Below are 25,836 nucleotides of genomic sequence, written 5' to 3'. Positions count from 1 at the left end.
TGGCTTCAGATTCCTTTGTTAATCTAACCTACACCTTAAGATGTGATAACGACTTTTCTAGTTCCTGTGCAAGGTCTGTAACTTCATTTATTGCACTGTTTATCTCTTCCACAGAGGCATTTGTCTCTTCAGAAAGTGCTGCAAGTTCTTCAATTTCAGTCTGGGATTTTTGTGTCAGGTTGTTGCCTTTTTCGGCGTCGGCTACAATTCTGGTTGTGATATTTGCCTGATCCTCAATTGCCTTTACAATCTCACTCATGTTTAATGAGACCTGATTAGATCCCTCAACTATGCCGTTAAGCGATTCTATTGTCAGATTTACGCTGCTTACTCCGGATATTACTTCTGCATTGGCGGATTTGATCGAACTTACGGTCTCTTCACTTCTCTTTTGTATTGAATCAATTACATAATCAATTTTTTCTGTAGCGCTTCTTGCCTCGCCTGCAAGATTTTTTACCTCTCCTGCGACAACCGCAAAACCTCTTCCGTGTTCGCCTGCACGTGCTGCTTCAATTGCAGCGTTGAGGGCAAGCATGTTAATCTGGTTTGTGATTTCGGTAATCATCTTTACGACAGTGTTTATTTCATGAAGCTGTGTGTTTAGCTCCTCTATTTCCAGAACGCTTTCTTTTGTTATTTTTGCAACGGAATTCATTTTTTCAGTTGCTTCATGGCCAATGTCCCGGGCCTCATTTCCTTTTTTGCTTACGCTGTTTGACTGATCCAGAATTTCCTGGGATGTACTTGCAATCTCTTCGTTTGATGCGGAGAGGTCTGAAATTGCATGCGTGATTCCGTCAATCTCCAGAAAGAGTCTGTTTGAAACTTCAGCGGCTGACTGGCTGTTGACTGCAACCTGCTCTGAAGCTTTTGCAATATCCGTAGTTCCGTTTAGAGCATCCTCCATGCTGTTTTCGATCTCCGTCACAGCTGTAAGGGCACCCCTGAAGAGCTTTCTGTTTTCAACGACTGCGGCATTGTAATTTTCTTTTAACAAAATGAGGGGATCATTATCTTTTACGGGTATTTCGTATGTGAAGTTTCCTGCCCTTAATTCAGTCATACCCTCCGCTACCTCATCTATGCTTTCTTCTAAGGCCAGTGCTCTTGCTCTGGCATCATTCATTAGATTTTCAATCTCTTCATGCTGTTTTCTGGTCTCTGTAATGTCATTGTAGACGATGAGTATGTCGGAGATTTCATTATTGTGGTCCAGTACAGGTATTCCGTACTGCTCTAAAATGGCATCTCCCTTTGAAAACCGAACTGTTACTTCCGCATAGCTTCTTTTTTTGGTTTCAAAGACATATTTGAGCCCCTGTCCTTTTGTATCAAGAAGTTCAAAATCCCTCAGGCTCATTGAAAGAAGCTTTTCGCGTTCAATTCCGCTGAGGTTTATGTATGCTTCATTTACGACCTTTATATTGAATTTTTTGTCTGCAAGAATGATTGGCATCGGATTTTGCTGTACGATGACCTCGGATCTTTTCTGGAGATCCTTAATTTTTAAAAGCTGCTTTTTGTTATTTTCTTCCTCTTTTCGTTCTTTGGTTATATCGTTGAATATGAAGAGAGCATTTTGGATGTTTCCTGAATTATCTTTAAGAGGCACCCCGTATTGTTCAGCAATTAAGGCCCTGCCGTCTTTATATGTAAATTCAAGTTCACATTTTGTATCCCTGCCTGATGAAAACAATTTGTCGGTTGTATCCCCTTTAATCAGCCTGACGCTGTAGTCATTCACAGAGGTATTAAAAAGCTCGGCTTTGGATTTTCCCATCATTTTTTCATATGACAGATTCATATCGACCGGTTTGAAATCCCTGTCTATGAGAACCATCGGTAACGGATTTTGGTAAAACATCAGGGACATGCTTTCCCCGTTTTTTTTTGCCTCTGTTAGGGATTCTACTGCCTTGTTTATTGTTTCTGCGAGCTCGAGATATTCTTTGTTTAATCCTTCTGTGTTTATCCTTATACCGTAATCTCCGTTTATTGCTGATTTCAGAGCAGTCGTAATCTCTTCAAGTGTCATTTTCCCCTCACCTTCCTGGTGTTTATAATTCCAAATATCTAAATAAATAAAATGAAGTTTTAAATTAACTTCTTGATATATCTCCTTAATAAATATGGTCTTTTATTAATTATGGGCATATCTTTTTTGCATGCCTTTTGTGCATAGCGGATGAAAATCATAGTTTAGGGGAATATTATCCGGTAAAACCCTGGACAATTCGCCTTTTTGAATTATTAGGGATTTTTCAAAAAAGTCTGTAGATATAGTAGTCTTCGAATCTGATCTCTTTTTGGTCGTAGTCTGCGAGTATATTGGACCGGTTTCCAAGCTTAAGCATTTTTTCAGCAAGAATTTCTGTTCCGCAGCTTTTCTCGACAAGCGTTACAATTTCTGCATTGATCTTTCGAATCTGATCATGCGGGATTTTGTCGAGTGCATCGGCAGGATATGAATCAATATCAAAGTACGAATATATTGATTCGAGAGCAATCAGCCATAATCTTGATTTTATTGCCCTTCTTGCAGCTACATTTGCTTCTATTTCATTAAGTACGAGATATGCCCTGTTAGGCCCGTGGTAAAATGCCTTAAATGAGTATATTGTTCCTTTTGAATCTGTGATTTTGTCCGGACCGACCCCGAGGTAACCTGCAAGTGCACGTCTTTTATTCTCCAGATCACGATTTGCCGACATTTTGTTTTACCTGCGATTAAAAAGGATTATTGTAATAAATTGGTTATCCGGTGAACTTTAACAAATTATTGAATCCTTTAATGATTAAAACAATTTTTATTTGATTATCAGGATAAGTTGCGATCCTGTGAGGTCTTTATGAATTTTAAATTAATGAAAACTCCTGTAAAAGAAAAAAATGCATGGAAATATTTTTTCCAGGCACTCTCTGATGAAAATGTGAGTATCATTTCCATCTGAAACCGGAATTTACATTTTCTTATGATATTATCTCTTTTAAATTCTGGTTAATTTTTAGATATCGGCTCTAATTAGTGCGTTGTACACCATCTCTCTTAAGCCCTGTATATTTGTGTTGTAAAATTGGTCTGCCTTCTTTGAATCATCAGTGTTTCCAAACTGATCGAGGCGGTCGAGGGTCAGCCTTGCGGTGTCATCAACCCAGATTCTGCATGTTTCAAGGTCGATTTCCGAGACACTTTCTGCTCTTATGGTGATGAATACCGAACCGTCATCCGTTTCCCTTATTGACGGTTTTCCTATGACTGCAACATAGGCACCAGGTTCAATCTGTGAGATCTGCTGCATTGCATCCTGCTGGTAACTTCCCGCGTTTATGAAAAAGATACCTGTGGGGTCAGTAACACGGACAGAGTAAAACATGTTCTGATCTCCGCGTCTCTCTTTTTGTGTCATCTGGCCGCAGAAGAAGATTCTGTTGCATCTCTCGCCTGTCGGGAGCATCACATATGCAGGGCTTTTTTCATCACTTCCGTCCTTAAACTGAAGTCTTGACTCGCGAAGTTCTGAAGCAAAGACACGCTTTGCAGGCTCTCTTACATAACTGACCGTCTGTCTTTGGTTTTTCTGGTTTTCCGGCATTATTCTTTGCCCCCTGTTTTTTCTGCCGCCCTGTTTATCAGATTTGTATGACCGGTTGTATCATATTCCTGAATATTACACTTCTTAACAAGGAGGGTTCCGTCCATATCGTTGCCCTGGCAGGTTAGGTATTTTCCGACAAGCACTTTCTGCATGTTTAAGAGAACATCATCAAATCCGAGAGGATTGTTCTCTGCCATCTCTATTGCCTTTTCAAGAGTTGTTCCTGTAATCGTTTCAACTTCTTCTCTTTTTATAAGAACACTTGTTGCTTTATTTCCGTCGTCCAGGAAGCCTGTAATCCTTAAATCGTATCTGAAGTCGTTTTGGATTTCATGAACAGGGCAGAAGTTCTGGCGGTTTAAGGCCCTGTTGCACCCTTCGACCGGGCATCTTTTAATAAGTCCTGAATTGCTTCCCATGTGTACAAAAGCACCGGAGAGTGTTACATTGCCTGATGCGACATCAATATCGGCATTTTCATCCTCAAGAGGCATTGCATCGGTGATATTCAGGGAAAGCCTGCCCTGATATTCATCCACTCCTGCGTAGTAAATGTTGTAAACCTTTCCTTCCTCAAGCTTCTGGTTGTTTTCGCTTTTCCAGGATATGAATGAGATAGTGGCTGTTTCATCCCCCAGCATTCCGGACTGAAACATTCTTTCATGGCGCGGTTCCCAGTTCTGAATAACCTTGGCCCTGATTGTTCCAACGCCCGGCTTAAGATCTGAAATCGGTACCGGTTCGGGCATAAGCGGCCTGTCCTCTTCAATCTCCGTAATCGTAGTGCCTGAATGGATTTTCATGCTTGACGCACCACGATATTCATCAACTGTTGCCGACTCGATTCTGTACCATTTCAGCTCCTCCATCAAAGGCGCGTTTGCCTTTGCCCAGACAACAAATCTGATGGCTCCCGACTCATCCGAAATAATTCCTGTCTGAGCCATTGAGGGGGATGGCGGAGTTGAAACCGAAACGATCTTTCCCTCGACTGTAACCCAGTCTCCCGGGTTTGCGTCTGCTATCGGTACTGTTTCTCCGGAACCGGATGATGAACCTGAAAAGTTGAGATTTTGTTCACGAATAATCTCATTTGTAACTGTTCTCTCAGCCTCTTCTGCCGGAATTGAAAACTCCGATACAAGAAGGTTCATTTTAGAAATGATTCTGTTTTTATCTGCAGAACCGCCTTTTTCCTCAATATTCCGGGAGATTCTTTCTATTATCTCTGGATTGATATCCATTTTTACACATCTCCAGTTAATTATCACATCTGATCCGGTATATATTCTGTTCCCGTGCGGTGTGAAAGTGAAGCATTCACAGGGGTGTCTTTGCGCCTTTTAGAATTAATTAAGTATATTAGATACCAACATGGATTACATGGCATTAACAGCAGACAGTCCATTAACAGATTTATTGCAGGAAAAACCTGAAGCAGCACAGATTCTCATGCGCTTTGGTATGGGATGTGTCGGTTGCGCACTTGCAAGCGGTGAAACCATCAGGCAGGCAGCAGAAGGACACGGAATTCCTCTTGCAGAACTTCTTGATGCACTTGGAATCGAACAGTAAAAAAATCCAAATTTATATTTTATTCTGATTTCACTTTCCGGATTTTATTTCTCTTTATTCTGTTGAATTTGGAGCGAGCTTAAGCCCTTTTTCTCTGGCAAATTCAATTGTTTCCCTGAGTGTTGCTTCTGGGTTTTTTGAAAGGAAAGTGATTACTTCAGGATGGTGATTTAAATGGCACCGTGTGCATCCCCAGACTTTTTTACCGTCCGATGAATCCACCCAGTCCCCGAGTGACTCGTCAGAGCACGGATAAAACGGGCAGTAGCAGAGATCACATTTCTGGCCGTTGAAATGACAGGGATAATACGGGCAGTTTTCTTTGTCCCATTCAACCCACTCGTTTCCTCTCAGGGTGCTGTACACAAAAAAGGATGTCATCCCTTCTTCGAGATTTTCGTATCTCCTGATCGCGTGCGGAACGCCAAAACTGACACATTCATAGACTCTTTTACCGGCCTCTGTGAATGTACCTGCGTATTCATGAACAATTTCTGAATCGCTGTTATATGCCACAACAACCTCATCCGTTGTAGTGCCGGTGAAATTATATCCCATCTCAAAAAGTGCGTGGGCTTTTGCTTCGGTGGCCGTTATTATCATTTCAAGGAGAGCACCTTCCAGGAGACCTTCTCTTGAGTGTACAATTATGTTTATTGTGTTCGGCCCTTTTGGATTCGGGTTGGTCACTCCTGCTGTTATAAAAACCGTAATAAATCCGTAAGAAAAGACGCAGAGATTTTTAATCGGGACAGCCGTGAGCATCCCGAAAAATTGTTCATTCCCCTGTTCTTCCGCGGTGAATTGGTTGTCGGCAAGGATTTGTTTAATATATTCTATTGGGGATTCGTGGCAGAATCCTGATGGCACGGTATGGTTGAATATTGTTGTGACATCGGAAATTCCTCCCCCGACCCCTGTACTTGCTGCTCTGAATTTACCCCTTAGAAAAAGAGTATTATTGCGGGTAAAATATCTCATGCTACGTTATAGTGTGCACGATCTTTTAATTCCTGCTGTTTGCCCTGGTTCCAGCCTGCAACATCCGCAAGGTATCCTGTAACGCGTGAAACCTGTGATACGTCATGGCATCCGCATTCGGGGCAGACCGGCTGTCCGCAGAGAGGGCAGTATTCGATTTTTTCGATGATATTGTGCTGACAGTGACAGTGATCAAGAGGACACATAATCTCAAGATTTGTCTCGCCGCAGGCAGGGCACGGGGTCTCATCTACAATGTGATTGCAGGTGTGGCACTTGTACCGGCGCTCTTCCACCGGTATTTCTTCAAGCGACTTATATTTTTTAGCGATTTTCATTTGCTCTTCTGTCCAGATCATGCATTAAAATCTCCCAGCTTACAAATAAAGATTTTTGATATGGCCGGATTTGAAACAGGAATGCAGGAAGTTACTTCCATTCCATTAACTCTTGAAGCACTATTTTTTAAAATAGAGTTATTCTATGCCTGTATTTACAGTCCGATTTTTAAAAAGAAGCTATTTTCTAATTTATTTTTTAAATAAAAAGTGATGGACATTTTTATTGTAATTATTTAAGATCGCCTCAGGTGACTCATAGGGTTCATCACTGTATCTCAAAAATTAATGCCTTCCATGAAGCAGGCAAAAAAATCTCTGATCTTTATTCCTGTTTTCACGGTCAGCCTGTGTGATGTTTTATTGGCATCACTGATTTTTGAAATATTTTTCAGAACGGTCAACTCATCATCGGCGGAATTCTGAATATTCCCTGGCGGCTTTTGCCGGGTCTTCAGCCTGATATATGGAGCGCCCGACTATCATGCCGTCAATCATATTTGCAATATCCTTTGCGCTTCCGCCCTGTGCTCCTATTCCGGGTGAAAGAATTTTTTTGCTGCCGATAATTTCCCTAAGTTTCCTGACCCTGTCAGGTCTTGTTGCAGGTGCAATGATTCCGTCCGCATTGCATTTGACAGCCATTCCTGCAATCTTTTCTGCATTTTCTCCGCTAAGGAATTCAAGTGCTCCGGGGTGGCTCATCTCTGCAACCACGTAGCATTCCCCGCCTGCATCATGTGCAGCTTCAACACATGAAGTAACTGAATCTGAACCTGTAAATCCCTGAGTGATTATGGCAGAAAATCCTGCCTCAAATACGTGTTCGGCGATGAGCCTGTTTGTATTCGGGATATCGGCAACCTTGAAGTCTGCAATAAGGGGAAGTCCGAATTCTGCAAGTTCTCCTGCAATTGAGAGTCCTGCTCCCAAAACAAGCGGGTAGCCAATTTTAATTGAATCAAGACAGGGAGCAGTCTTTTCGGCTATTTCTATTGCCTCTTCTCTGGTAAGCACATCAAGTGCAAGAATCAGATCTGTCATCCTCTTTCAATCCTTTCAAGTGTGGCTGCTACAAGAAGCGGGAAATTTATTGATGCATCGCCGTAGACTGTCTGTGATGAGGCCTCTTCAGTGATTTTTCCCCATGACTTTGCTTCCTCAAGTGTTGCTCCTGAAAGGCCTCCGAGATCCGGCCTGTCGCCTGTAAGCTGTACGGCATAGTCAAATCCTTTTGGAGTCATCAGCATGCTCTGGAAGATGTAGTTTTTGGGAACTCCTCCTCCGATAAGCATGGCGCCTGAGCGCTTTGCGTTAAAGCAGATGTCCATGAGTCCGGAAACATCCTTAAAGGCATCGACTGTAACGCCCCCTGTCTGGTTGAACATCCAGTACTGAAGTCCTATCATGGAATCCTGAATGGCAGGGCAGTATACCGGGATATTTTTCTTTGCGGCGGTTGCAAGAATGCCTGTGTCCAGGTTATCTCCTATGAGGCGGGTAACCTCCTGTATTGAAACCTTTGAGCCCCTTTCCATCTGTCCGAAGACGTCCTGGAGAAACTCTTCGAATTTTACGAAAGCGTCGTTTGGAAGGAAGACATCATATATTCTGTTAATTTCCTCTTCGCGCAGGAGTACATCATCACATACCTCTGTTCCGTGGTAGTGTCTGCATCCTATTGCCTCTATTGTATCATGTGTCAGGTTTGCACCTGTTGATACAAGGACATCGATATGTCCTGCATCTATTAAGTCCGTGACTACTCCGCCCATTCCTCCGGGCACCATCGCTCCTGAAAGCCCGAAAAATTTGGTTGCCTCTTCGTCTTTTAACATCTTTTCATAGATGTTCACAGCATGCCAGAGTGATCCTGCATTGTAAGCACGCGATTTACCATACTCTTCAACTAATTCTCCGACAGTCATTCCGGCTCTTACTCTTGCCTGTATTACCGGAGTGCCGCATATATCCTCAAAATTCATAGTTTGAAAACAAGCCTCACAAATATTTGTTATATATTTATTGCTAAAATTGATTAAGTGTTCTACAGTTGCGGAGAGAAGGTCTTTTGTTCAGGCCGTAATGTGAGATCTTTTTGGAGAAGGGGAGAAGTTTTGATATATATACAAATTATAAATCTCTCCAGTATTACCTGATGTTCATTATTTAGGGGGGGTAATTTTTGGACAATAAACAGGAGGATCAGAATTTTGATGACGAAAGGTCAGCCGGCGATATCAGGAAAATTAATCTGATCCATGGAATTTTGTTTCTTTTGATGGTAATTTGTGTACCTGCCATCCTTTATCTCCTTCAGTCTTTTGTGATCAACGGCTCAATCCCTGATGAGATTGTGATAAAATACTTTATTCTGGATTATGATGATCCAAATTTTGTTTCTTATTTCCTTTCAAATTATATTCATAATCCTTTAAATCCCGGTCATATAGAGGACAATCTGAGGACTTTCATACTAATCTCAGTGGTGATATACGGGGAGTTTTTCCTGGTTTTTCCAGCTCTTGATTTGCATATGCCAAAAAAGACCGTCCCGATAATTTATTTCATCTTTTTTTTCCTGGTTCCTTTTTCTGTTTCGGGAATATCGGTAATATTCAGGAATACGGGCGGGTTTGCAGATGAGGTTAAATATTCCCTTGGATTTTCAGGGATAGTCTGGGAGTTTATGGGCTTTTTGATGTTTTTGAGTTCTTTTATGTTTGCAAGACTGATTACCAGAAAAATATGCAGGACAAGCCATTCCGAGAAAAGTGTGAACATGGAGTATTTCCCGTTTCTTTTTTTTGTCGCATTTTTGATCTTTATTCCCGTTTACATCATAATTTTTGATATAAATTCGAATGTCAATCCTTTTGCGCATCTTGCCGGGTTTTCATACGGCTGGCTGATTCCTCCGGTTGTTGCATCAATGCTGATTTATGGAGATATCAGGCATAAGGTATCAAATATTATTTTGATATTGCTGCTCACCGGCATACCGGTTCTGACTTCCTTTGCAATATGATACAATAACCGTTAAATTTGGTGGGATTATAAATACCCTTCAGGTATGAGGAATGAGAGGGATGACCCAAAGGCCAGACATTATTTTGAGATGCAGAGGAGAAAAGAAGAAAATTTTCAGATTTTAATCGGGCAGCTTGAGCATAAAAGCCTTCCCTTCAGGGCCAAAGCTGTGGAATCTCTGGGAAATTCCGGGGATTTAAGAGCTGTTGAACCTCTGATCAGGTGTCTTGAGGGTGAGAGTGAACCTGAAATATTGTATTTGCTGGTCTGTTCTCTGGGGAAGCTTAAAGACAAAAGGGCGGTTGAACCCCTCCTCTCAATGATGAAATATGAGGATAAGTGGGTCAGGAGAGGTGCTGCACGCTCTATCGGAATGCTTGGTGAGAGATCCTGTGTTGACCGGATTGTCCCCCTCCTTAGTAATGTGAACAATGGTGTTCGTGTATCTGCCGTTGAGGCCTTGGGGATGTTAAGTTACTGGGATGTTGTTGATGACATAATTCCCCTTCTTGAGGATGATGATGTAAAAGTCCGTATGGCAGCGAGGGATGCCGTGAGACGTCTTGGAAGAGGGGATCTTGCAGAGCGTCCGGGTTTTGATTAAAAAAAGTAAAAAAATTATTCTTTATTCAGAATCCTGATTATTTCTGATGAAATATAACAATTAAAAAAACAGTATGGGCCTGATGCGATTCGAACGCATGACCGCCCGGTTATGAGCCGGGCGCTCCACCACTAAGCTACAGGCCCCCAGATAATTATAATAAGCAACCGGTAGCCCGTTTAACATATGAAACAATGGGGGGCATTTGATTCATATGTTAACCCGGACAGACACCGGCTGTGTATAATTAATTAGTCCATTGGTGGTAAAAAAGATTGTGAGTCTTACTTGCCGGAATAACTATGTCAGTTTTTTGTATTTTGCAAATAATAAAACCCTTTGAGATTATATTTTGCAAAAAAAACTGATATTCATGGATATTTTATATTTAAATTTCCGGCAAAGATCTGTGCAACCTCTTCTTTTGGAAATTTCCGCAGATAAAAATTTCCAATAAACGCAACCACAATGGATGCAAAGAGGACAAAGATCATGTCAAGCATGGTGTCGGCGTTCCCGTGCTGCATGTTACCCCCGAAGAATGTATCCATTGAAAATTCAAGAATTTCCCAGATTGCGCCAAACCCAAGTGTAAACATCACAATCATGAGGACAATCAGATGCCGGTTAAGATTTATCTCAGTGTAGCGGTCGAGGATTAATACGAGAGTAAATCCAAGAAGTCCGATGGTTGCACCGGAAATGAAATGTGCTGTTTTGTCATAATATGGGGAGAACATAAGGTAATATCCGAAGTATTCCCCTGCCAGATGAATGTAAAGCGAGAGGGCTATTAGGAATGTGAGCCCCCAGGGAAGTGTAATATTTATTCTTCTTTTGGCAATCATAGGTGCGAATGAGAGAAAAAGTGCAAATATTCCGCCGATTGCAAATTCATAAAATCCTGTAAGTATGCTTGAGAGCACTATCAGAAATATAAGAAACTGGAAAAAATATGTCAGAATGACTCCCGGCTTGAATCTCATAATTTTCTCAGCACCTGTTACCTCATTTGGAATGATTATCTGTTCATCCCTTCATAATTGCCAGATTAGATATACTTTTCTGCGAGTATCCGTCAGAGTTCTTTGACCCGGATAAGCCAATAACACTTTTTTGTTTATGTGCAGACACTTTCTGGAGAATTTATGCAGGAACTTGCGGCCGTAAAATATGAGTTGAAAAAATCACGATTTTTTGTTCATTTATACCTTATTGAATATCCTGACGAATTTCATGAAATAATATCGCTTCATCAGAAAAAATACAAAAAAGCCGCCCATCACTGCGCTGCGATGAATCTGAGGATGGCTGATGGAAAATTATTTGAGGAGTACAAAAACGACGGGGAGGTAGGTCATCCGGGGCGGACACTTCATAATCTTCTGGTGACCAATGGTCTTGAAAGTCATGCAATTATTGTTTCAAGAGTCTTTGGGGGTATAAAACTTGGGCCTTCAGGAGTGACAAGGGCATTTCGGGATTCCGGAGACGCGGCGATAAAATATTATCAGGAGACCCTGAAATAGAATATTATATTGAATATCCAAAAAGTGTCTTTATTTTATAAAAGATGCCAAAATTTCTGCTCTTTTATGAACAACTCCCCTCACTTTGATTTCCCACCTGTCTGTCCGTACTGACACAGCTTTACCCCACGAGAACAGGTTTTTTATTTCTTCTTCCAAAAAAAAGTGAGTCATTATTCCGTTTCCCTTTACAAAAGAATTTTCTTCGGTTGTAATGCCCCCGCCGAATCTCATGTCCTCAGTGCTGAATTCGGCAATATGAATCGTTCCGTTTTTTTTGAGAACCCTTTGGATTTCTTTGGATATTTTGTATCTGTTTTCCCTCTCGGAGTGGCCTGTGATATGAAAGGCAATAATGGTATCAAATGTTTCATTCTTAAACGGGAGTACTGATGCATCAGCGACAAAGGCCTCCGTTCTCCCGGGCATGGACGATTTATTTCTGCAAAGTAATGCGGCGTTGCCGGAAAAGTCAACTGCATAAGTAAAACAGCCTTTTTTTTCAAGTTCATGTGCTGTTTTCCCGTTTCCGCATCCGAGTTCAAGAACCTTTGAGTCCTCAGGCACTTTTGGAAGTTCTCTTGCCGCACCTGCCCATAATGCCCCTGCTTTTTTATATTGTTCGTCCCAGGCAGTTGAGTAGTTGCTCATTGTTATGATATTTTGGTATTACGTGCGGATTTAATTTTAGGAACCGGCGGTTTTTTTGGTTGTCAGGCAGTTATCCACGGGGTTATCAAAGACTGATGCTGAACCGGATTTTTTGCAGGTTGTCTGATTTTTGAGACAATCAGGTAACCTGTGTATCCTGAAATAATGCTTTTTAAAGATGCTGCCGATGCCGTGTAAAGACCACCGTTATTTAATCTGATATTTACAGCTTTTTTGGAGTTTGAAAGTGTCATGCTGCCTTCTATCCATGTAATATGCTGGCCTCTGCTGTGTTTTAACTTCCAGACAGGGCATGAAAGGCCTGTATATATGGCACGTCTGGCATCGTGGATTTTAACTCCGAAAAGTCTGCCTGATATCCGGATTTCAAGTATCTGGTGGGCAGATCCCTCCTGGTCATCCGCATGATAGCCGCTCTTTTTTATATACCCGGCTTTTTGCATTTTTATAATCACTCTCCCGTATATTTTTAAAAGAGAGATTAGTGCAGATGTATATGAACAAAGGCCGTGCGGTGTGAAAGTAAATCTCTGCTCAGGATTTCGGGTATATATAATGATAAATTGTAATATTTTCTTTTTAGTGATCTCAAAGCGCTAATTTGAATTTTCCCATTATCTATTGGTCTGAATTCCTTCAGGATTTAAGTACTACCTGAACTATAATATTTTGTAATGACAGGGTGCAGGAACAGAGACGTAAAGGACAATATGAGGGTTATGGTGAGTGAGATCTCTTCTGTAATTGATGCGATATCGCAGGAGAGGATTGACTGCATGGTTGGCGAACTCATAAAAGAGAGGAGAATTTATGTTGCCGGAGCGGGCAGATCAGGTCTTATCGGGCGTGCTTTTGCAATGAGACTCATGCACATAGGTCTTGACAGCTATGTTGTCGGGGAGACTGTAACCCCTGCAATGAGAAAAGACGATCTTGTCGTAATCTTCTCAGGCTCCGGTGAGACAAATTCTGTTGTTGACATCGCAGAAACGTCAAAGTCACTTGGAGGGTGTCTGTGTCTGATAACATCCCATAAAGAGTCGAGAATATCCGAACTCGCCGACTGCGTTGTTGTGCTGCCTTCCGTTCCTCCGTCTGATAGTGAATGGCCCAACACTTTTGAGGTCCGGCAGCTTACAGGCGGCTATAAATCACTTGCATTACCGCTGTCTCCTATCGGTACCCTTTTTGAAACATCCGCAATGATATTTTCAGATGCAGTCATAGGGGCTGTAATGGATATAAAAAAATGCGAAATATCTGATGTTATGGGCAGGCTTTCAAACATACAGTAATTTTTCCGGAAATCCTTGGAAAACCTGATTTTTACGGTGAAAAAAATTGTCTGATCTGTTATCAAAAGGCATGACCTGTCCTGTATGCGGTGGAAACTGCATAAAAGATTCTGCTGAAATAATAAACTCCCTTGAAACCATATTTTTGCCCTGCAAAAGTTGTGGTGAAAAAATAAGGGACAAAAGAAAGCCGCCTTCAGAAGATTTTTCCATGCCCTGTCCTTCGTGCGGAAAAAGATTCATCGATGACGTTTTGTGTCACTGCTACTTCATAATGGCAGAAGAACGTGACATAAGTCCTGATATGCCTCTGATGTCTGTCGGGATGCCCCTTGTAAATCCCGGATTTGCAATGAGGAGACCGCCGCACCTTCCCGCAAAAAGCCTGGTTTTACTCTCAAAGTATGTCTCTTTGAAGTCTGCAAAACGCATTGTTGATGAAGTGCCTGAAGTTGGCGGGGTACTAAAGGATGAAAATATGGTTCCCGGCATCTCCTGTGGTGAGGAGGGTTTCTCTTTTCATAAAAACAGGCTTCTTGCCGGCTGTGATGTAAGGTGTGATGTATTCCATGCCGGAAGACAGCCATTTTTGATATACAAAGAGCAGTCTGCAATGCATATTGAGTTTCCGAGAGGATTTGATCCGAAAATAATGTCGGTTCGCTCGAATATTCACAAATATCTCCCGGATATTTTTGTGGATGCCTGTTCCGGCGCAGGGACTCTTGGAATTTCAGCAGCCCTTTTTGGCGTAAATTCTGTTGTTTTCAATGATTTGTGGTATGCTGCGGCATTCTGGAGTTCTGTAAACCTCTTTTCCAACAGGACACTTCTTGGTATTTCAGAATTCAGACTCCTGTCTGATTATTCATCTCTTAAAGAAAATCCGGCAGGTGAAAAAATAATTACAGTGGCATGCGCAAAGTCCCCTTATGGAGAATTTAAGGTCTATCAGGGCGATTTGAAAAATCTTGCACCATACATCCCCAAAGGTGAAACCCTGACTGCACTTGATTTCTTTGAGAAAAAAAATACTGAATTTATCTCTGGTGCAATTTCAAAGTGGAAAACAAATACCGGTGGTCATGCTTTTATCCCTTAAGGTTTAAATTATACTGGGGACTAGTCCGGGTGGTTAGGCGTCACCTATAACCTGAAACCGCCGTTATGCAGGGGACGAAGTTTAGAGGGCGGCTTTGGCGATCTTTTCAAAGCGTATTTTCCCCGACTGCGAAGCCTTGTCCTGTGAGATCAGCGGAGAGATACCAAAATTCCGGAGGGAATGGAGGCCTTTTATCGCGGGGACCGGTCCAGGCCCGGAAGGGAGCAGACTTACCGTGAACGTCTGGTGCCCATAGGGTTGCAGGGTGGAGGAGGGGTACTACGTGGAGACTGGAAACGTGATTCCCACCTCTTTACGTGTCCCTTTTTGGTGCAATTATGGCAAAAGTAACCGTCATCGGTGCAACCGGGAAGGTAGGGCAGTTTGCCGCTTATTCTGTTTCAAGAATTCCTTTCGTAACAAATATTGTTCTCTTTGGGAGAGAAGGTAACGAAGATGTTCTTGAAGGAACAAAATGCGATTTTATAGACTCTTTTGCAGCACTTGGGCGAAACCTTGATCTTGAGTGGAGCATAAATCCAGAAGATCTTCGGGATTCTGATATTGTTATTATAAATTCCGGGGTTCCGCGACACAAAGGACAGGACAGAATCGACCTTGCAAAAAAGAATGCTAAAATTGTTGCGAATTATGCTAAAATGATCGCTGCATATTCGCCGGATTCAATTATACTTGTTGTATCCAATCCGGTTGATGTGATGACTGCCGTTGCTCTGAAATATTCGGGATTTCCCCCCAACAGAGTGTTCGGCCTTGGAACGCATCTTGACTCAATGAGGCTGAAGTCCTTTGTTGCCGACCATTTTAATGTTCATGTAAGTGAGGTTCATACCCGTATCGTTGGTGAACACGGCGAGAGTATGGTGCCTTTGTGGTCTGCGACTACTATCGGGGGTATTCAGATACAGAACCTTCCGGCGTTCTCAAGCCTTCCAAAGGATGAGATGGTTGACCGTGTGAGAACTGCGGGACTGCATATCATCGAAAAAAGTGGTGCGACAATCTACGGCCCTGCTGCGGCAATTTCAACCCTGGTAAGAACAGTTCTCGGAAATGAAAACAGAATTCTTTCGGTTTCGGCATACATCAAAAGTGAGGTTCATAATATTGGTGATGTGTGTATCGGAGTTCCTGCACGCCTTAACCGTGAAGGGGCATTTCCTGTACCGATTAGAATTGATGAATCCGAGGTTACGGGCTTTCAGCAGTCTGTTGAAAAAATCCGTAATGTAACGTCTGAAATCATGGCGGATTTGGATCAAAGCATGCCGCTTTAAGAGGCATTTTTAATTATTTTATTCATCTGTTTTCCAAAATATAAGCTTATACAACGAGCCTTTAGCAAAGGTTATCTCTGGATCCTTCGTTATCCTTTATGGTAAAAACCAAAGTATAATAAATAATGAATAAAAGCGCTTAAGAAATGCAAATTTTGTTTTTTGGAATTTTAAAAATTATTTGGAATTGTTTTGATTATTCCCAATAATCTTTGAATTCAGGTAAGGGTGAGTGAGACAATTTCAGCGCTCTCTACGCCTTCGATTTCCTGAATTGCTTTCTCTGCTTCCTCTGAAGCTCCAGCTTCCCCGTCCGGAATTACTATTGCAACCTTGAGTGCAACGAGACCGAATCCGATAGGATCTTCCTGAACATCCTTTGTTCCCGGATATTTCTCTACAATAGCACTTTTGAGGCCTTCAATATCAACTTCCGGTGATTCCGGCATTACCCTGAGGATAATTACGACGTCACCCATGGTTCACGGCCCCTGATATCCGCATGATTTGCAAACGTACGGAATGCTCTGGTGCCTGCATCTGTGGCACCTGTAGATGACCTCACGACACTTTGGACACTCGAATTTTGTCCAGCCTGGCTCTGAAAGTGGAGCCTGACACGAAGTACATTTTTCTGTAGCCATAATCTTATCTCCTGAAGTTATCTTATAAATTCGGTTTCTTTAAACTTAAAAACTTCCTATGGATGTGTGTTCCCAAAAAGTTTCTTCCTTCAAAAAATGCTTTTAAATTAGGCGCATTTCTTGCATTAATTACCCATGTGTCGATATTATTGTCCAAAACAAAAGAGATCAGGCATGGATCGACTTCCTGAAATTTTTCATCTACGCAGACGTCGCTGACAATTTCCTTATTTCTTGTAAGGCCGTCAACCGACTTTAACAAAAGAAGGTCGGCATCAAGTTCTGATGCAAACCATGCGGCGATTGTGTCAGATGTAATATCCCATGAATGAGGAAGGGGGTCTCTTTCCTTTAAAATTCTGTATGGAAGCATGACTTTTGGTTTGTCGGGGACTTCCATCTCCTCCCACACATCCTCCTCCCCTGATGATGATATAAGGTATCCGTACTGCTCCATTGCAAGTATTGCCATCCAGTGTGCAGTGTCGGGATCGGGATTTATCTCCCTGATATTGTCCGCAAAAACTCCTCCTCCCGGAATAATGAGCATATTCCTTTCAGCTGACATAAGCAGCGGAACAATTTCCCCGAGAGCATCAATCAGGCTTCCTCCCAGTTTGACGACAAGAGGTTTTGAATCGCTTTTCATTTCGCCAGATATATTACCTGATAGATCATAACACCTTCTAAATGAAAATCCTCCGGATTACGATTTTACTGTTTGTTTTATTCTTCAGTCTTTCAGGTTTTGGTTGTGCGCTTGAAATCACCTCTTTTTGTCCTGACACATGGATGAAAGGAGAGGGGGATGAATTCTTTGAAATCACCGGAGAGGGAAGCCTTTTTGGAATCAGTATATCTGACGGCGAAGGGAGTGTCAGGTTTCCTGAGGGTTCGGCGATAAAAGGTTCTCTGGTTGTTGCAAGGGAAGGTTCTGCATACCGGGCGGTGCATGGAGAATTCCCAGATTATGAGATCTACGGGACAGAAAGTAATGTTCCCGACATGATGCGTTTTGGAAGATTCCAGATGGGAAATTCCGGGGATGAACTGATCCTGAAAAAAGGGGAGACTGTTATTTTTGAGGTGTCGTGGCCGTATGATGTCTGCAAACGTGAGGGTCAGGTGCATGTATTCTCTGATGGCGTATGGGACAAAAGGCCTGTATTTATTGGTCAGTCGGATTTTAAGGCGCAAACATATGAAAACGTAAATCTCACCGTTTTTGTTTCGCCTGACTGTTCGTATGATGTTTTGAGCAGTGCTTTTAGAGATGCCTCTGAGTATATCCTGATAAATGTCTATGAATTTTCAAACCCGAAGATTGCAGGGATTGTTGGGAGCAAAGCAAAATCCGGAGTAAAAGTCAGTATGCTGCTTGAAGGAGGGCCTGTCGGAGGTATTCCTTCCTCTGAATATTATGTTGCATCAGTCCTTAACGAAAGCGGGGTGCCTGTGTATTCGATGGAGACTGAGAACGGCATTCACCATTCTCCTTACAGATATGACCATGCCAAGTATGTTGTTTTTGACGGTGAGTCCGTTCTTCTTGCAAGTGAGAATTTCGGCGTTACAGGTTTTCCCAAAAGAGGGAGTGCCGGCAACCGGGGTTTTGGTGTGTATATACGCGATGAGGGTGTTGCCGGGTATTTTGAGTCTGTTTTTGAAACCGATGTTTCATCACCGTTTGTTTCAGAATTTAAACAGAAAATTGGGACTCCTGATAAGTCTTCCCTTCCGGATTACGATCCTGTTTTTGAGGCGCAAACATTTGAGGGTGCATCTGTTACCCCCGTAATCTCGCCGGATACAAGCTGCCTGATAAGAGAGCTTATAGAGAGTGCCAGAGTATCGGTCGACATTGAGCAGGCATACATAAAGAACTGGAGCAGCGGAGATAATCCGTATCTTGAAGCCGCCATATCTGCGGCAGAAAGGGGTGTTCGCGTAAGAGTTCTTCTTGATTCGTACTGGTACAATGTAAACGGGGAAAATGACAATGATGAGATGGCGGATTACATAAATTCCCGTGCAGAAGCCGAAAACCTGCCCCTTGAGGCAAGAACTGTATCCTTAAGCAAAACAGGGTTTGAGAAGATACACAACAAGGGCGTCATAGTTGACGGCAGCAGGGTTTTGGTAAGCTCAGTCAACTGGAATGAGAATTCGCCGCAGTTCAACCGTGAAGCAGGGGTAATAATAGAGCATCAGGGTGTTGGCGAATACTTTGGAAGAGTATTTGATTATGACTGGGAAGGAGGGGAAGGTGTCAACCCCTGGATTTCTGATGTTTTTTTAGAAGATGGGGATTATGGTTTGAAAAATCTCCTGGCTGTTTTTGTAATTGCAATATTCATCGGTTTGTACGTAAAAAGAAGGAGATAAGGGATTTTAATCAATCAGGCCCGTTTTTAATTTCAGCATAACAGGCGTCAAAACATCAGTTTTTTACATCCCACCACATGCAGACGCGGGTAGAAAAGCCTGAGATTTCAGTTCTGCCTGTGTATTTTTTTGTCAGGTAATCAAGGACTTTTTTTCTGTCGTTATCGTCTGTGACAGAATGCCTCTGGCATATCTTTTCAGATGCCGTTTCTGGTGAATCATATACATCTTTAACCCTTATTGGAAATGTGGTCACTTCGGGGTAAATCTGAACTTCATAGAGGACTCCATACAGGATATCAGCCTTTGGCCCGGGGTAGAAATCCTTTGATTTAATGGTCTTCCAGAACTCTGCAAAGTCTTTGTCATCCCATGTGAAATCGCCTGCAAACCAGAAGAGAAAGACCTTTCCGGAGCATATTGAATTCATCCTGAGTATCTCGGTTTTTAAGTCCGCAATCGAGATCGAGTATGACGCAACAACAATGTCAAACTTATCTTCGGGAAGTTCGTCTGATAAGACATCCTCCCACCTCTTCTGAATAACGGTTATGTTTGACAGCCCCTCCTCTTCTGCCCTCTCCTTTAAAACAGTGCACATGCCTTTTGAGGGTTCTACTGCAACAACACTCTTTGCAATCTTTGCCGCCGGAATCGCAATTGTTCCGGGGCCTGAACCAATGTCAAGTATCCTGTCGGTTTTTTTCGGGCTGATAAGCGCTATCTGATCCGTTATCCTCTTCTGATCCTTCTTTGTCTTATCCCAGTATTCTCTTGCATGCTCTGTGGATTCCCATTTAGTCCGGTTTCCGTATTTTTCATCATACTCAAAAACCTTAAGCATCCGTTCTTTCCAGATATTGCTGTAAGAAGTCCTGATCTTCAAAAAAATTCTCCTCTTTTAATTCTGCATCCCTTTTTTTGTAAGAGGGCATTTAAATCGTTTTTGGGTTATACTGTTAAGGAAATGAGAGCATGGCGGCCTTCAAAACGGAGGCAGTCCTCCGTGGCCCTTGTTGCCTGTTTGTCACCAGAGATTCTTTTGCCGGCAGTTTCTGCCGGGCTCAAATATAATATGACTGAATCCTTACAATATCGGAAGAATCCTTTGCCTCTGCATATTCTTCAAGCGGTTCCTTATTCACTTCAAGAAATCTCAGGCCCCAGTTGAATTTGGAAAGCACAAGTTCTGCCTGCTCTTTTTCTCCAAGGATGTACAAAGCCGCCGCATATGCCTCTACTGAGTTCAGCATAAAAGCCCTCCCGAAATGGCCCGGGTTTGCGGCGACAAGGAAAGGCAGAGCCCTTCTCCTGTGCCATCCTTCCACGATACCTGTATTGAGTTTCTCCCATGAACAGTCAAGTACAGTAATTGAAGGTGCAATTTTATCTGCGGGGGAGAGTGCCTGTGTTGCTGTCGGGTCAAGCAGGAGAGTATTCTTAGGAATCTGCTGAATCTTCGGATATATTTTAACAAGCCGGAACTTTTCGAGTTTTTTGACCGAGCACACTTTCGGGTTGCAGGTGTTATCCCGCCAGGCGAGAAGCGGTATCATCATTATCTTTTGGTTAGTAAAATGCTATCAATGTATGTACTTATGTGCCCGTGCATAACAGATCCCTCACTGCGTGCAAAAGGGATCACAACCGGCTCCGATATTGATTATTTCAACCGGAGTATTGAGAGATGCAAAACATTCGGGATAAAAATACATACTCTCCCGTGTCCTGAAACGATATATCTCGGCAAAAACAGGGAGCCCACCAATTTCTTAAAAAGCATGAACAACAGTGAATTTTCATCCCTTCTTGACAGTCTTGAAGAACAGGTCAGGGATTTCATATCAGAGAACGGCAGGCCACTTTTGATTGTCGGGGTTGACTCTTCCCCGTCATGCGGTGTGGACCTGACATATTATTCTGATGAGAAAAGGGAAGGCAGAGGTGCTTTTCTTTCGAGATTTAATGATATACCCGCAGTTGATGTAAAGGAATTTGCTGATTACAGGATTTATCTGGCTGCACCTTTGTTTTCAGAGGCTGAAAGGGATTTCAACCTGAAGTTACGTGACATTCTTGAAAAGAATATGTTTTCTGTTCATCTTCCGCAGGAACTCGATGACAGCATTGATGCAAGGGAGGATGAAAGGCACAGGATGATATTTGAAAAGAATCTTGAGGCTCTTAAAAAAGCGGATATTGTTGTGGGTGTAATTGACGGTGCCGATGCCGATTCAGGCACTGCATGGGAGATGGGGTATGCCTATGCATCCGGAAAGAAAATCATATCCCTGAGGACTGATTTTAGGAAGGTCGGGGAAAATGAGCTTGTAAACCTGATGCTTGAGATGTCATCAAAAACGGTTTTTTGTGCTGAAGACATTCCCGGGATTTTAAAATCACCGTTTTAAAATATGATATACTTCTTTTTCCTGCACTTTTAATAAAATACAGACCGGATTTTTGATTTATTAAAAACATTTATCCGCTTTTCATTACAACTGGTAATTCTGAAGTTTATGTTCAAAGAGAACGGTGTCGGGCAAAAAGGAGGATCTGATGAGCAATGGGTAATAATTACCCTCTTACTGACAGCACTTGCTTTCTTTGCAAATTATTTCTCTTATGTTTTTGAGATAACTGATACTACTGCAAACATATTTTTGATACCGATAATCATTGCAACATTCCTGTTTCAGAAGAGAGGTCTGGTTTATTCTGTATTTGTAATGGGCATGTATCTGATTATGGTCATGTTTCTTCAGCCCGGCATTCCTGCCTTGGTGAATGCAGGCGAACATGCAATTATAATGGTCGGGATTGCCCTGATAATTACCCTTCTCAGCCTGGCACTCCATAAAAGTGAAAAGAAGTACCGGCTTTTGTTTGAAACATCTCCTGCACCGGTTATTGTCATCTCTCCGGAGAACAGGGTTCTTGATGCCAATGAAAGTTTTTTCAGGGTTTTTGGTTATCCTCCTGAGTTAATTTTAGGAAAGAGGATGGGGGAGTTGCCTGTTTTAACTGAGGAGAGCAGGGCTGTACTTGAAAATTATCTGGAAAATAAAAAAGAGGCCCGGTCTTTTAAAGAATCCATGGATATCGATTTGACCGGTGAAAAGGGTGAGATTCACAACTGCCGGGTAATTACAAATACGCTTTACGATGATGACGGTGAAACTGATGTCAAAGTGGCGGTAATTATGGACGTCACAGACAATGTGGTTGCAGAAGAGAAGATAAGGGCATCTCTTTGTGAAAAGGAGACTCTTCTCCGTGAAGTTCATCACCGTGTCAAAAACAATCTTCAGGTAATTGTCAGTATGCTCAAGCTTCAGTCAAAAAGGACAGATGATCCCCAAATCCGTAGTACTTTAACTGACTGCCAGAACCGTGTGTATTCAATGGCAATGGTGCATGAAAAGATATACCTCTCAGACAGCCTTGCAGACATTGATATCCGTGAATATCTCCAAAGCCTCTCCAAAATGCTTCTTTTGGAGTATTCCGAGTTGCTGGGAAGGGTCAGTGTTCTTGTAAGGTGTGATGAGTATATCCACTTTGATCTTGACACCGTGGTGCCTGTCGCCCTTATTACAAACGAACTCATTTCAAACTCCTTAAAGTATGCCTTTCCCGGTAAAGAGGAAGGCACCATCTCAATAGAAGTCCTGAAAACAGACAGCATGTTTTCATACAGATTCAGGGATGACGGGATCGGAATGCCGGACGGGTTTGATATTGATGAATCGCAGACACTTGGGATGAAAATTGTAAAGACTCTCGTAAGGCAGCTGAACGGGGAGATAAATATTCAGAAAAACCTTGGAACAGAAATAATAATCAGATTCCCGGTCCAAAGATAAATTAAAAAAATTTTGCAAGGGGAAATTACAGAGATGAACAGCAGAATCCTTATAGTGGAGGACGAAGGGATTGTCTCTCTTGATATAAGGGAAACGCTTGAAAACCTCGGCTACCGGGTAGTCGGTGAAGCCCGCACAGGTATTGAGGCGATGGATCTTGCAAAAGAGTTCATGCCGGATCTCATACTCATGGATATCAAACTCCACGGAGAAATTGACGGAATAGAGGCGGCAGACAGGATCTATTCATTATATGACATCCCGGTAATTTATCTCACCTCGCATTCGGATGAGTCAACACTTAAGCGTGCTCTGAAAACCAATGCTTTCGGCTATCTGGTAAAGCCTTTCAACGAGAGGGAACTTTACAGCAATATTGAGATGACAATCCACAAGCACAGGATAATGAAGAAGGTCGAACCGGCAGAGGAGATTGATACGACTCTGACTTTCGTATCGGATGCAGTTGTTACAACCGGACATGACCACATAATTAAAAGAATAAATCCTGCTGCAGAATCCGTAACCGGGTGGACACGTGAAGAGGCCTTTGGAATGGACTTCTTTGAGCTCTTTGAGGTTGACAAAAATGTTGTCTCAGATATGATGGAAGCAGTTTCCAGGGATGCATTCGAGAAGAGATCACTTTTGTCATGGGTTGACAATCTGACGCTTAAGAAAAAATCCGGAGAGATACTTGACATCTCAATGAATATCGGATATGTGCGGGGCAACAGGAGAATCCCTGATGAGTTCTTTTTTGTCCTGATTCCAAAGGGCAGTGATGGAGATATGAAAGAGAATAGTCTTGAGAGATATTACAGGATAATAATGGATGCCATTGATGTGCCTGTTTATCTCATCGATTCAGAGATGGATATTGTAATTTACAATCAGGCATTTTCTGATCTCTGTGTAAGTCTTGGGGTAAATCTCAATCATCTCGATAAACCGGCTTATGAAGTTCTTCCTTCTGCGATATTCGGGAACAAATGGGATTATACTGACATCTTCAAGAGCGGCTCGGCATTTGAAAAGGAGCGTACATATAAAGAAGGCGGGATTTTGCGTTATCTGAGTATAGAAACCATTCCGCTGACCGATGGGAGAAAAGTTACTCATGCCGCCGTTATTGTCCGTGATCTGACCCGGGAGAAAGAGATAGAAGACCGTGATGAAATGGTTGCGATGAATTTCAGGGCTCACAGCAAAAATGTGGAAGAGATTGCTGATCTTTGTGGTCTGTTGAAAGAACCGCTCAGCCGGGCACGAAAGACTGCTTCATCAGGGGACACGTATGAAATGAGAAAGATACGTGAATCTCTCTCGGAAATATCCGATGTATTATATGAAATTGATATGAAGTGGCTGAAATATGAGAAGATGAGGAATTTCTTTGATATTCAAAACAGCCTTAGCGAAGATAAGGATAACAGTGACTGAAAAATAAAATTAAAATATCAGTTTATATATCTTTTGGTTCTGCCGGGATATTCCAGCAGTCTTTTGGAACAAATATCTCAAATTTTGCTCCTTTATCATATGTTCCTGTTTCCGTTATTGATATACTGGTAATCTCCAGGATATTTTTTATAAGGAAGAGTCCGTAACCTGAATTCTGACCATAACCCTTCTCAAATATTATCGGTTTTTTATCAGTCTTTATACCCCTGCCGTTATCTTCAACAGTAATTATGCCTCTTCCTGCCTCATCCACCCTGAAGGTTGTATTAATCTCAGAAACAGAGCCCCCGTGCCTGTTTGCATTGTCAAAAAGGTTGTAAAAGACCTTTTCAAGCATAAGGTCGGCAAAAATTTCAACACTGCCTGTATTGATGTTAATCTCAATATCATTCCAGTGTGCAAAACCGGCGGCTCTTCTTACAACTGTTTCGAGACTTTGCCATTCGGGCTGAACCAATCCGAGTTTTTGATAATCCTTTGTAAAATTGATCTGCTTTTGTATGGTTTCCGCTGATTTTTCAAGTTTGTTTATGTATGAATTCAGCTCATCATCAAGAGCAGGGCTGTCCTTCATAATCTCTGTGTACCCCAAAAGGGCAGCCACCTGGTTGAGTATATCATGCCTTGTTACTGTGGAGAGGATATTGAGTTTGTTGTTTATCTCCATTAAAGCATTTTTGTATTTTATTTTTTCATCTACATCGGAGAAAGTTCCTGTAAACCTTGATGATTTTTCATCTGAGACCCAAACGACTTCCCCTCTTGCCCTGATCCACTTCCATCCGTCCTCTTTGGTTTTAAGTCTGTATTCAGATATGAGTTTACCGTGTTTTTTGAGAGCATCTGTGTATTCTGTGAGCACTCTTTTGTGATCGTCAGGATGAATATTTTTGTTCCATGTTTCCGGTGAAAAAGTGACTTCGCCGGGTTTATATCCTAACATCTCATATCCGGCAGGACTCAGATAGTAATCGTTTGTGTTAAAATTAAAATCCCATAATCCGTCTTTGGTCGCTTCCATTGCCATTGCAAGTCTGTTTTCGCTTGTGACAAGCAGGTCTCTTGTAATTTTGATTTTCCTGTTTGAAAGACTTAGCATAACTGATATTACGACAAGTCCGAGGGCCGAGAGGATTACAATGACAAAAACCGACGCCGGGATTAATACAAATTTATCAGGACTGTTTATGATTGTTGCATTTTGAGGGAGAAGATCTTCTGATATGCCGAATCTCTCAATTGCGTTCATGTCAAAAACAATTTTGTATCCGGTATCAGTATTGACAGGAATCTCTCCCGGGTTTTTTCCGCTGATTATTTCATAACCAATCTCTGCAGTATTTCTTCCATACTGGTATGGTGAAATAACGGCCCCTCCGAGTGCTCCCGTATTCATTGCATTTTCAATCATGACATACACAGGAACAGAACTTTTTTCTGCAATAATGGCGGCT

Annotated in this window: 28 protein-coding genes, 1 tRNA gene and 1 other RNA gene; 12 read left to right on the top strand and 18 right to left on the bottom strand. The window is 42.1% G+C overall.

What is annotated here, in order from left to right; translation table 11 throughout:
- Window positions 1-28: 28 nt before the first annotated feature.
- The 4 genes from F1737_RS10320 to F1737_RS10305 form a co-directional block, all read right to left on the bottom strand.
- Window positions 29-2,038: a PAS domain-containing methyl-accepting chemotaxis protein gene (locus F1737_RS10320; RefSeq protein WP_317136495.1), complete on the bottom strand. Its 2,010-nt coding sequence runs from the start codon at window positions 2,036-2,038 to the stop codon at window positions 29-31.
- Between the two features lie 226 nt (window positions 2,039-2,264).
- Window positions 2,265-2,714 carry a hypothetical protein gene (locus F1737_RS10315; protein WP_317136494.1) on the bottom strand — a complete coding sequence of 150 codons (450 nt, stop codon included), beginning with the start codon at window positions 2,712-2,714 and terminating at the stop codon, window positions 2,265-2,267.
- Between the two features lie 294 nt (window positions 2,715-3,008).
- Entirely contained in the window at window positions 3,009-3,596 is a 588-nt protein-coding gene (locus tag F1737_RS10310) for a nucleic acid-binding protein (protein WP_317136493.1), read from the bottom strand.
- Window positions 3,596-4,843 (bottom strand): nucleotide-binding protein, encoded by a 1,248-nt coding sequence (locus tag F1737_RS10305; protein WP_317136492.1) that lies wholly within the window; start codon window positions 4,841-4,843, stop codon window positions 3,596-3,598. Before F1737_RS10305 ends, F1737_RS10310 begins: the two co-directional genes overlap by 1 nt.
- Before the next feature lie 139 nt (window positions 4,844-4,982).
- Here F1737_RS10305 and F1737_RS10300 point away from each other — a divergent pair, with 139 nt between their 5' ends.
- Window positions 4,983-5,174 carry a DUF1858 domain-containing protein gene (locus F1737_RS10300; RefSeq protein WP_317136491.1) on the top strand — a complete coding sequence of 64 codons (192 nt, stop codon included), beginning with the start codon at window positions 4,983-4,985 and terminating at the stop codon, window positions 5,172-5,174.
- 54 nt (window positions 5,175-5,228) lie between these two features.
- Here the strand turns inward: F1737_RS10300 and F1737_RS10295 are convergent, their stop codons facing one another.
- The 4 genes from F1737_RS10295 to F1737_RS10280 form a co-directional block, all read right to left on the bottom strand.
- The gene (locus F1737_RS10295) at window positions 5,229-6,155 is read right to left on the bottom strand and encodes an adenosylcobinamide amidohydrolase (RefSeq protein WP_317136490.1); all 927 of its coding nucleotides are present in this window, start codon (window positions 6,153-6,155) and stop codon (window positions 5,229-5,231) included.
- Window positions 6,152-6,514, bottom strand: a complete 363-nt coding sequence (gene nrdD, locus F1737_RS10290) for an anaerobic ribonucleoside-triphosphate reductase (RefSeq protein ID WP_317136489.1) — start codon at window positions 6,512-6,514, stop codon at window positions 6,152-6,154. The genes F1737_RS10295 and nrdD overlap by 4 nt, the downstream gene beginning before the upstream one ends.
- Window positions 6,515-6,901: 387 nt before the next feature.
- A complete protein-coding gene (pyrF, locus tag F1737_RS10285) occupies window positions 6,902-7,537 on the bottom strand; it encodes an orotidine-5'-phosphate decarboxylase (RefSeq protein WP_317136488.1) in 636 nt (211 codons plus the stop codon).
- Entirely contained in the window at window positions 7,534-8,478 is a 945-nt protein-coding gene (locus F1737_RS10280; RefSeq protein WP_317136487.1) for a deoxyhypusine synthase, read from the bottom strand. Before F1737_RS10280 ends, pyrF begins: the two co-directional genes overlap by 4 nt.
- A 200-nt stretch (window positions 8,479-8,678) precedes the next feature.
- On the opposite strand from F1737_RS10280, the gene F1737_RS10275 reads away from it, so the two are divergent.
- Complete coding sequence (locus F1737_RS10275; protein WP_317136486.1) at window positions 8,679-9,521, top strand: rhomboid family intramembrane serine protease; 843 nt, start codon at window positions 8,679-8,681, stop codon at window positions 9,519-9,521.
- 45 nt (window positions 9,522-9,566) lie between these two features.
- Window positions 9,567-10,127: a HEAT repeat domain-containing protein gene (locus tag F1737_RS10270; RefSeq protein ID WP_317136485.1), complete on the top strand. Its 561-nt coding sequence runs from the start codon at window positions 9,567-9,569 to the stop codon at window positions 10,125-10,127.
- A 74-nt stretch (window positions 10,128-10,201) separates the two neighbouring features.
- Here F1737_RS10270 and F1737_RS10265 read toward each other — a convergent pair.
- Both F1737_RS10265 and F1737_RS10260 read right to left on the bottom strand, forming a co-directional pair.
- Window positions 10,202-10,273, bottom strand: a tRNA-Ile gene (locus F1737_RS10265).
- Window positions 10,274-10,498: 225 nt separating this feature from the next.
- Window positions 10,499-11,113 carry a hypothetical protein gene (locus F1737_RS10260; RefSeq protein WP_317136484.1) on the bottom strand — a complete coding sequence of 205 codons (615 nt, stop codon included), beginning with the start codon at window positions 11,111-11,113 and terminating at the stop codon, window positions 10,499-10,501.
- A 162-nt stretch (window positions 11,114-11,275) separates the two neighbouring features.
- On the opposite strand from F1737_RS10260, the gene F1737_RS10255 reads away from it, so the two are divergent.
- A complete protein-coding gene (locus F1737_RS10255) occupies window positions 11,276-11,656 on the top strand; it encodes a YigZ family protein (RefSeq protein WP_317136483.1) in 381 nt (126 codons plus the stop codon).
- A gap of 30 nt (window positions 11,657-11,686) precedes the next feature.
- On the opposite strand, the gene F1737_RS10250 is transcribed toward F1737_RS10255, so the two are convergent.
- Together F1737_RS10250 and F1737_RS10245 are read right to left on the bottom strand one after the other, a co-directional pair.
- Window positions 11,687-12,307: a class I SAM-dependent methyltransferase gene (locus tag F1737_RS10250; protein ID WP_317136482.1), complete on the bottom strand. Its 621-nt coding sequence runs from the start codon at window positions 12,305-12,307 to the stop codon at window positions 11,687-11,689.
- Between the two features lie 62 nt (window positions 12,308-12,369).
- Window positions 12,370-12,771 (bottom strand): hypothetical protein, encoded by a 402-nt coding sequence (locus tag F1737_RS10245; RefSeq protein WP_317136481.1) that lies wholly within the window; start codon window positions 12,769-12,771, stop codon window positions 12,370-12,372.
- A gap of 231 nt (window positions 12,772-13,002) precedes the next feature.
- On the opposite strand from F1737_RS10245, the gene hxlB reads away from it, so the two are divergent.
- From hxlB to F1737_RS10225, 4 genes are all read left to right on the top strand, one after another.
- Window positions 13,003-13,623, top strand: a complete 621-nt coding sequence (hxlB, locus tag F1737_RS10240) for a 6-phospho-3-hexuloisomerase (protein WP_317136480.1) — start codon at window positions 13,003-13,005, stop codon at window positions 13,621-13,623.
- Between the two features lie 46 nt (window positions 13,624-13,669).
- Window positions 13,670-14,725 carry a hypothetical protein gene (locus F1737_RS10235; protein ID WP_317136479.1) on the top strand — a complete coding sequence of 352 codons (1,056 nt, stop codon included), beginning with the start codon at window positions 13,670-13,672 and terminating at the stop codon, window positions 14,723-14,725.
- 13 nt (window positions 14,726-14,738) lie between these two features.
- Window positions 14,739-15,052: signal recognition particle sRNA (gene ffs, locus F1737_RS10230), an RNA gene on the top strand.
- Between the two features lie 11 nt (window positions 15,053-15,063).
- Window positions 15,064-16,023 (top strand): malate dehydrogenase, encoded by a 960-nt coding sequence (locus tag F1737_RS10225; RefSeq protein ID WP_317136478.1) that lies wholly within the window; start codon window positions 15,064-15,066, stop codon window positions 16,021-16,023.
- A 218-nt stretch (window positions 16,024-16,241) separates the two neighbouring features.
- Here the strand turns inward: F1737_RS10225 and F1737_RS10220 are convergent, their stop codons facing one another.
- Genes F1737_RS10220 through F1737_RS10210 form a run of 3 tightly spaced genes read right to left on the bottom strand, consistent with a single transcriptional unit; the run spans window position 16,242 to window position 17,316 of the window.
- On the bottom strand, window positions 16,242-16,502 hold the full coding sequence (locus tag F1737_RS10220; protein WP_317136477.1) for an elongation factor 1-beta: 261 nt from the start codon (window positions 16,500-16,502) through the stop codon (window positions 16,242-16,244).
- Between the two features lie 3 nt (window positions 16,503-16,505).
- Window positions 16,506-16,667 (bottom strand): zinc finger domain-containing protein, encoded by a 162-nt coding sequence (locus F1737_RS10215; protein ID WP_317136476.1) that lies wholly within the window; start codon window positions 16,665-16,667, stop codon window positions 16,506-16,508.
- A gap of 22 nt (window positions 16,668-16,689) precedes the next feature.
- Window positions 16,690-17,316, bottom strand: a complete 627-nt coding sequence (locus F1737_RS10210) for a uridylate kinase (protein ID WP_317136475.1) — start codon at window positions 17,314-17,316, stop codon at window positions 16,690-16,692.
- Window positions 17,317-17,357: 41 nt separating this feature from the next.
- On the opposite strand from F1737_RS10210, the gene F1737_RS10205 reads away from it, so the two are divergent.
- Window positions 17,358-19,052 (top strand): phospholipase D-like domain-containing protein, encoded by a 1,695-nt coding sequence (locus tag F1737_RS10205; protein WP_317136474.1) that lies wholly within the window; start codon window positions 17,358-17,360, stop codon window positions 19,050-19,052.
- Window positions 19,053-19,107: 55 nt separating this feature from the next.
- Here the strand turns inward: F1737_RS10205 and F1737_RS10200 are convergent, their stop codons facing one another.
- A complete protein-coding gene (locus tag F1737_RS10200; protein WP_317136473.1) occupies window positions 19,108-19,938 on the bottom strand; it encodes a class I SAM-dependent methyltransferase in 831 nt (276 codons plus the stop codon).
- Between the two features lie 178 nt (window positions 19,939-20,116).
- Window positions 20,117-20,608, bottom strand: a complete 492-nt coding sequence (locus F1737_RS10195; protein ID WP_317137896.1) for a DUF367 family protein — start codon at window positions 20,606-20,608, stop codon at window positions 20,117-20,119.
- Window positions 20,609-20,629: 21 nt separating this feature from the next.
- Between F1737_RS10195 and F1737_RS10190 the strand changes: the two genes are divergently transcribed.
- The 3 genes from F1737_RS10190 (at window position 20,630) to F1737_RS10180 (ending at window position 24,361) form a co-directional block, all read left to right on the top strand.
- Window positions 20,630-21,463, top strand: coding sequence for a nucleoside 2-deoxyribosyltransferase (locus tag F1737_RS10190; protein ID WP_317136472.1), 834 nt, complete (start codon window positions 20,630-20,632; stop codon window positions 21,461-21,463).
- Between the two features lie 108 nt (window positions 21,464-21,571).
- Entirely contained in the window at window positions 21,572-22,918 is a 1,347-nt protein-coding gene (locus tag F1737_RS10185) for a sensor histidine kinase (RefSeq protein ID WP_317136471.1), read from the top strand.
- Between the two features lie 33 nt (window positions 22,919-22,951).
- Entirely contained in the window at window positions 22,952-24,361 is a 1,410-nt protein-coding gene (locus tag F1737_RS10180; protein ID WP_317136470.1) for a response regulator, read from the top strand.
- A gap of 22 nt (window positions 24,362-24,383) precedes the next feature.
- On the opposite strand, the gene F1737_RS10175 is transcribed toward F1737_RS10180, so the two are convergent.
- Window positions 24,384-25,826, bottom strand: a complete 1,443-nt coding sequence (locus tag F1737_RS10175) for an ABC transporter substrate binding protein (RefSeq protein WP_317137895.1) — start codon at window positions 25,824-25,826, stop codon at window positions 24,384-24,386.
- Window positions 25,827-25,836: the final 10 nt, after the last annotated feature.

It is taken from the genome of Methanoplanus sp. FWC-SCC4 (genome assembly GCF_032878975.1).
Classification (GTDB): domain Archaea; phylum Halobacteriota; class Methanomicrobia; order Methanomicrobiales; family Methanomicrobiaceae; genus Methanochimaera; species Methanochimaera problematica.
This window is presented reverse-complemented; position numbering and strand designations above follow the sequence as displayed.

Excerpts from the sequence above, each read along its gene's own strand:
- F1737_RS10280 (WP_317136487.1), bottom strand. The coding sequence starts at position 8,478 with ATGAATTTTGAGGATATATGCGGCACTCCGGTAATACAGGCAAGAGTA.
- F1737_RS10270 (WP_317136485.1), top strand. The coding sequence starts at position 9,567 with ATGAGGAATGAGAGGGATGACCCAAAGGCCAGACATTATTTTGAGATG.
- F1737_RS10180 (WP_317136470.1), top strand. The coding sequence starts at position 22,952 with ATGAACAGCAGAATCCTTATAGTGGAGGACGAAGGGATTGTCTCTCTT.
- F1737_RS10300 (WP_317136491.1), top strand. The coding sequence starts at position 4,983 with ATGGCATTAACAGCAGACAGTCCATTAACAGATTTATTGCAGGAAAAA.
- F1737_RS10220 (WP_317136477.1), bottom strand. The coding sequence starts at position 16,502 with ATGGGTGACGTCGTAATTATCCTCAGGGTAATGCCGGAATCACCGGAA.
- F1737_RS10310 (WP_317136493.1), bottom strand. The coding sequence starts at position 3,596 with ATGCCGGAAAACCAGAAAAACCAAAGACAGACGGTCAGTTATGTAAGA.
- nrdD (WP_317136489.1), bottom strand. The coding sequence starts at position 6,514 with ATGATCTGGACAGAAGAGCAAATGAAAATCGCTAAAAAATATAAGTCG.
- F1737_RS10215 (WP_317136476.1), bottom strand. The coding sequence starts at position 16,667 with ATGGCTACAGAAAAATGTACTTCGTGTCAGGCTCCACTTTCAGAGCCA.
- F1737_RS10190 (WP_317136472.1), top strand. The coding sequence starts at position 20,630 with ATGCTATCAATGTATGTACTTATGTGCCCGTGCATAACAGATCCCTCA.
- F1737_RS10185 (WP_317136471.1), top strand. The coding sequence starts at position 21,572 with ATGTTCAAAGAGAACGGTGTCGGGCAAAAAGGAGGATCTGATGAGCAA.
- F1737_RS10320 (WP_317136495.1), bottom strand. The coding sequence starts at position 2,038 with ATGACACTTGAAGAGATTACGACTGCTCTGAAATCAGCAATAAACGGA.
- F1737_RS10245 (WP_317136481.1), bottom strand. The coding sequence starts at position 12,771 with ATGCAAAAAGCCGGGTATATAAAAAAGAGCGGCTATCATGCGGATGAC.
- F1737_RS10305 (WP_317136492.1), bottom strand. The coding sequence starts at position 4,843 with ATGGATATCAATCCAGAGATAATAGAAAGAATCTCCCGGAATATTGAG.
- F1737_RS10315 (WP_317136494.1), bottom strand. The coding sequence starts at position 2,714 with ATGTCGGCAAATCGTGATCTGGAGAATAAAAGACGTGCACTTGCAGGT.
- F1737_RS10255 (WP_317136483.1), top strand. The coding sequence starts at position 11,276 with ATGCAGGAACTTGCGGCCGTAAAATATGAGTTGAAAAAATCACGATTT.
- pyrF (WP_317136488.1), bottom strand. The coding sequence starts at position 7,537 with ATGACAGATCTGATTCTTGCACTTGATGTGCTTACCAGAGAAGAGGCA.
- F1737_RS10250 (WP_317136482.1), bottom strand. The coding sequence starts at position 12,307 with ATGAGCAACTACTCAACTGCCTGGGACGAACAATATAAAAAAGCAGGG.
- F1737_RS10210 (WP_317136475.1), bottom strand. The coding sequence starts at position 17,316 with ATGAAAAGCGATTCAAAACCTCTTGTCGTCAAACTGGGAGGAAGCCTG.
- F1737_RS10205 (WP_317136474.1), top strand. The coding sequence starts at position 17,358 with ATGAAAATCCTCCGGATTACGATTTTACTGTTTGTTTTATTCTTCAGT.
- F1737_RS10195 (WP_317137896.1), bottom strand. The coding sequence starts at position 20,608 with ATGATACCGCTTCTCGCCTGGCGGGATAACACCTGCAACCCGAAAGTG.
- F1737_RS10260 (WP_317136484.1), bottom strand. The coding sequence starts at position 11,113 with ATGAGATTCAAGCCGGGAGTCATTCTGACATATTTTTTCCAGTTTCTT.
- F1737_RS10295 (WP_317136490.1), bottom strand. The coding sequence starts at position 6,155 with ATGAGATATTTTACCCGCAATAATACTCTTTTTCTAAGGGGTAAATTC.
- hxlB (WP_317136480.1), top strand. The coding sequence starts at position 13,003 with ATGACAGGGTGCAGGAACAGAGACGTAAAGGACAATATGAGGGTTATG.
- F1737_RS10225 (WP_317136478.1), top strand. The coding sequence starts at position 15,064 with ATGGCAAAAGTAACCGTCATCGGTGCAACCGGGAAGGTAGGGCAGTTT.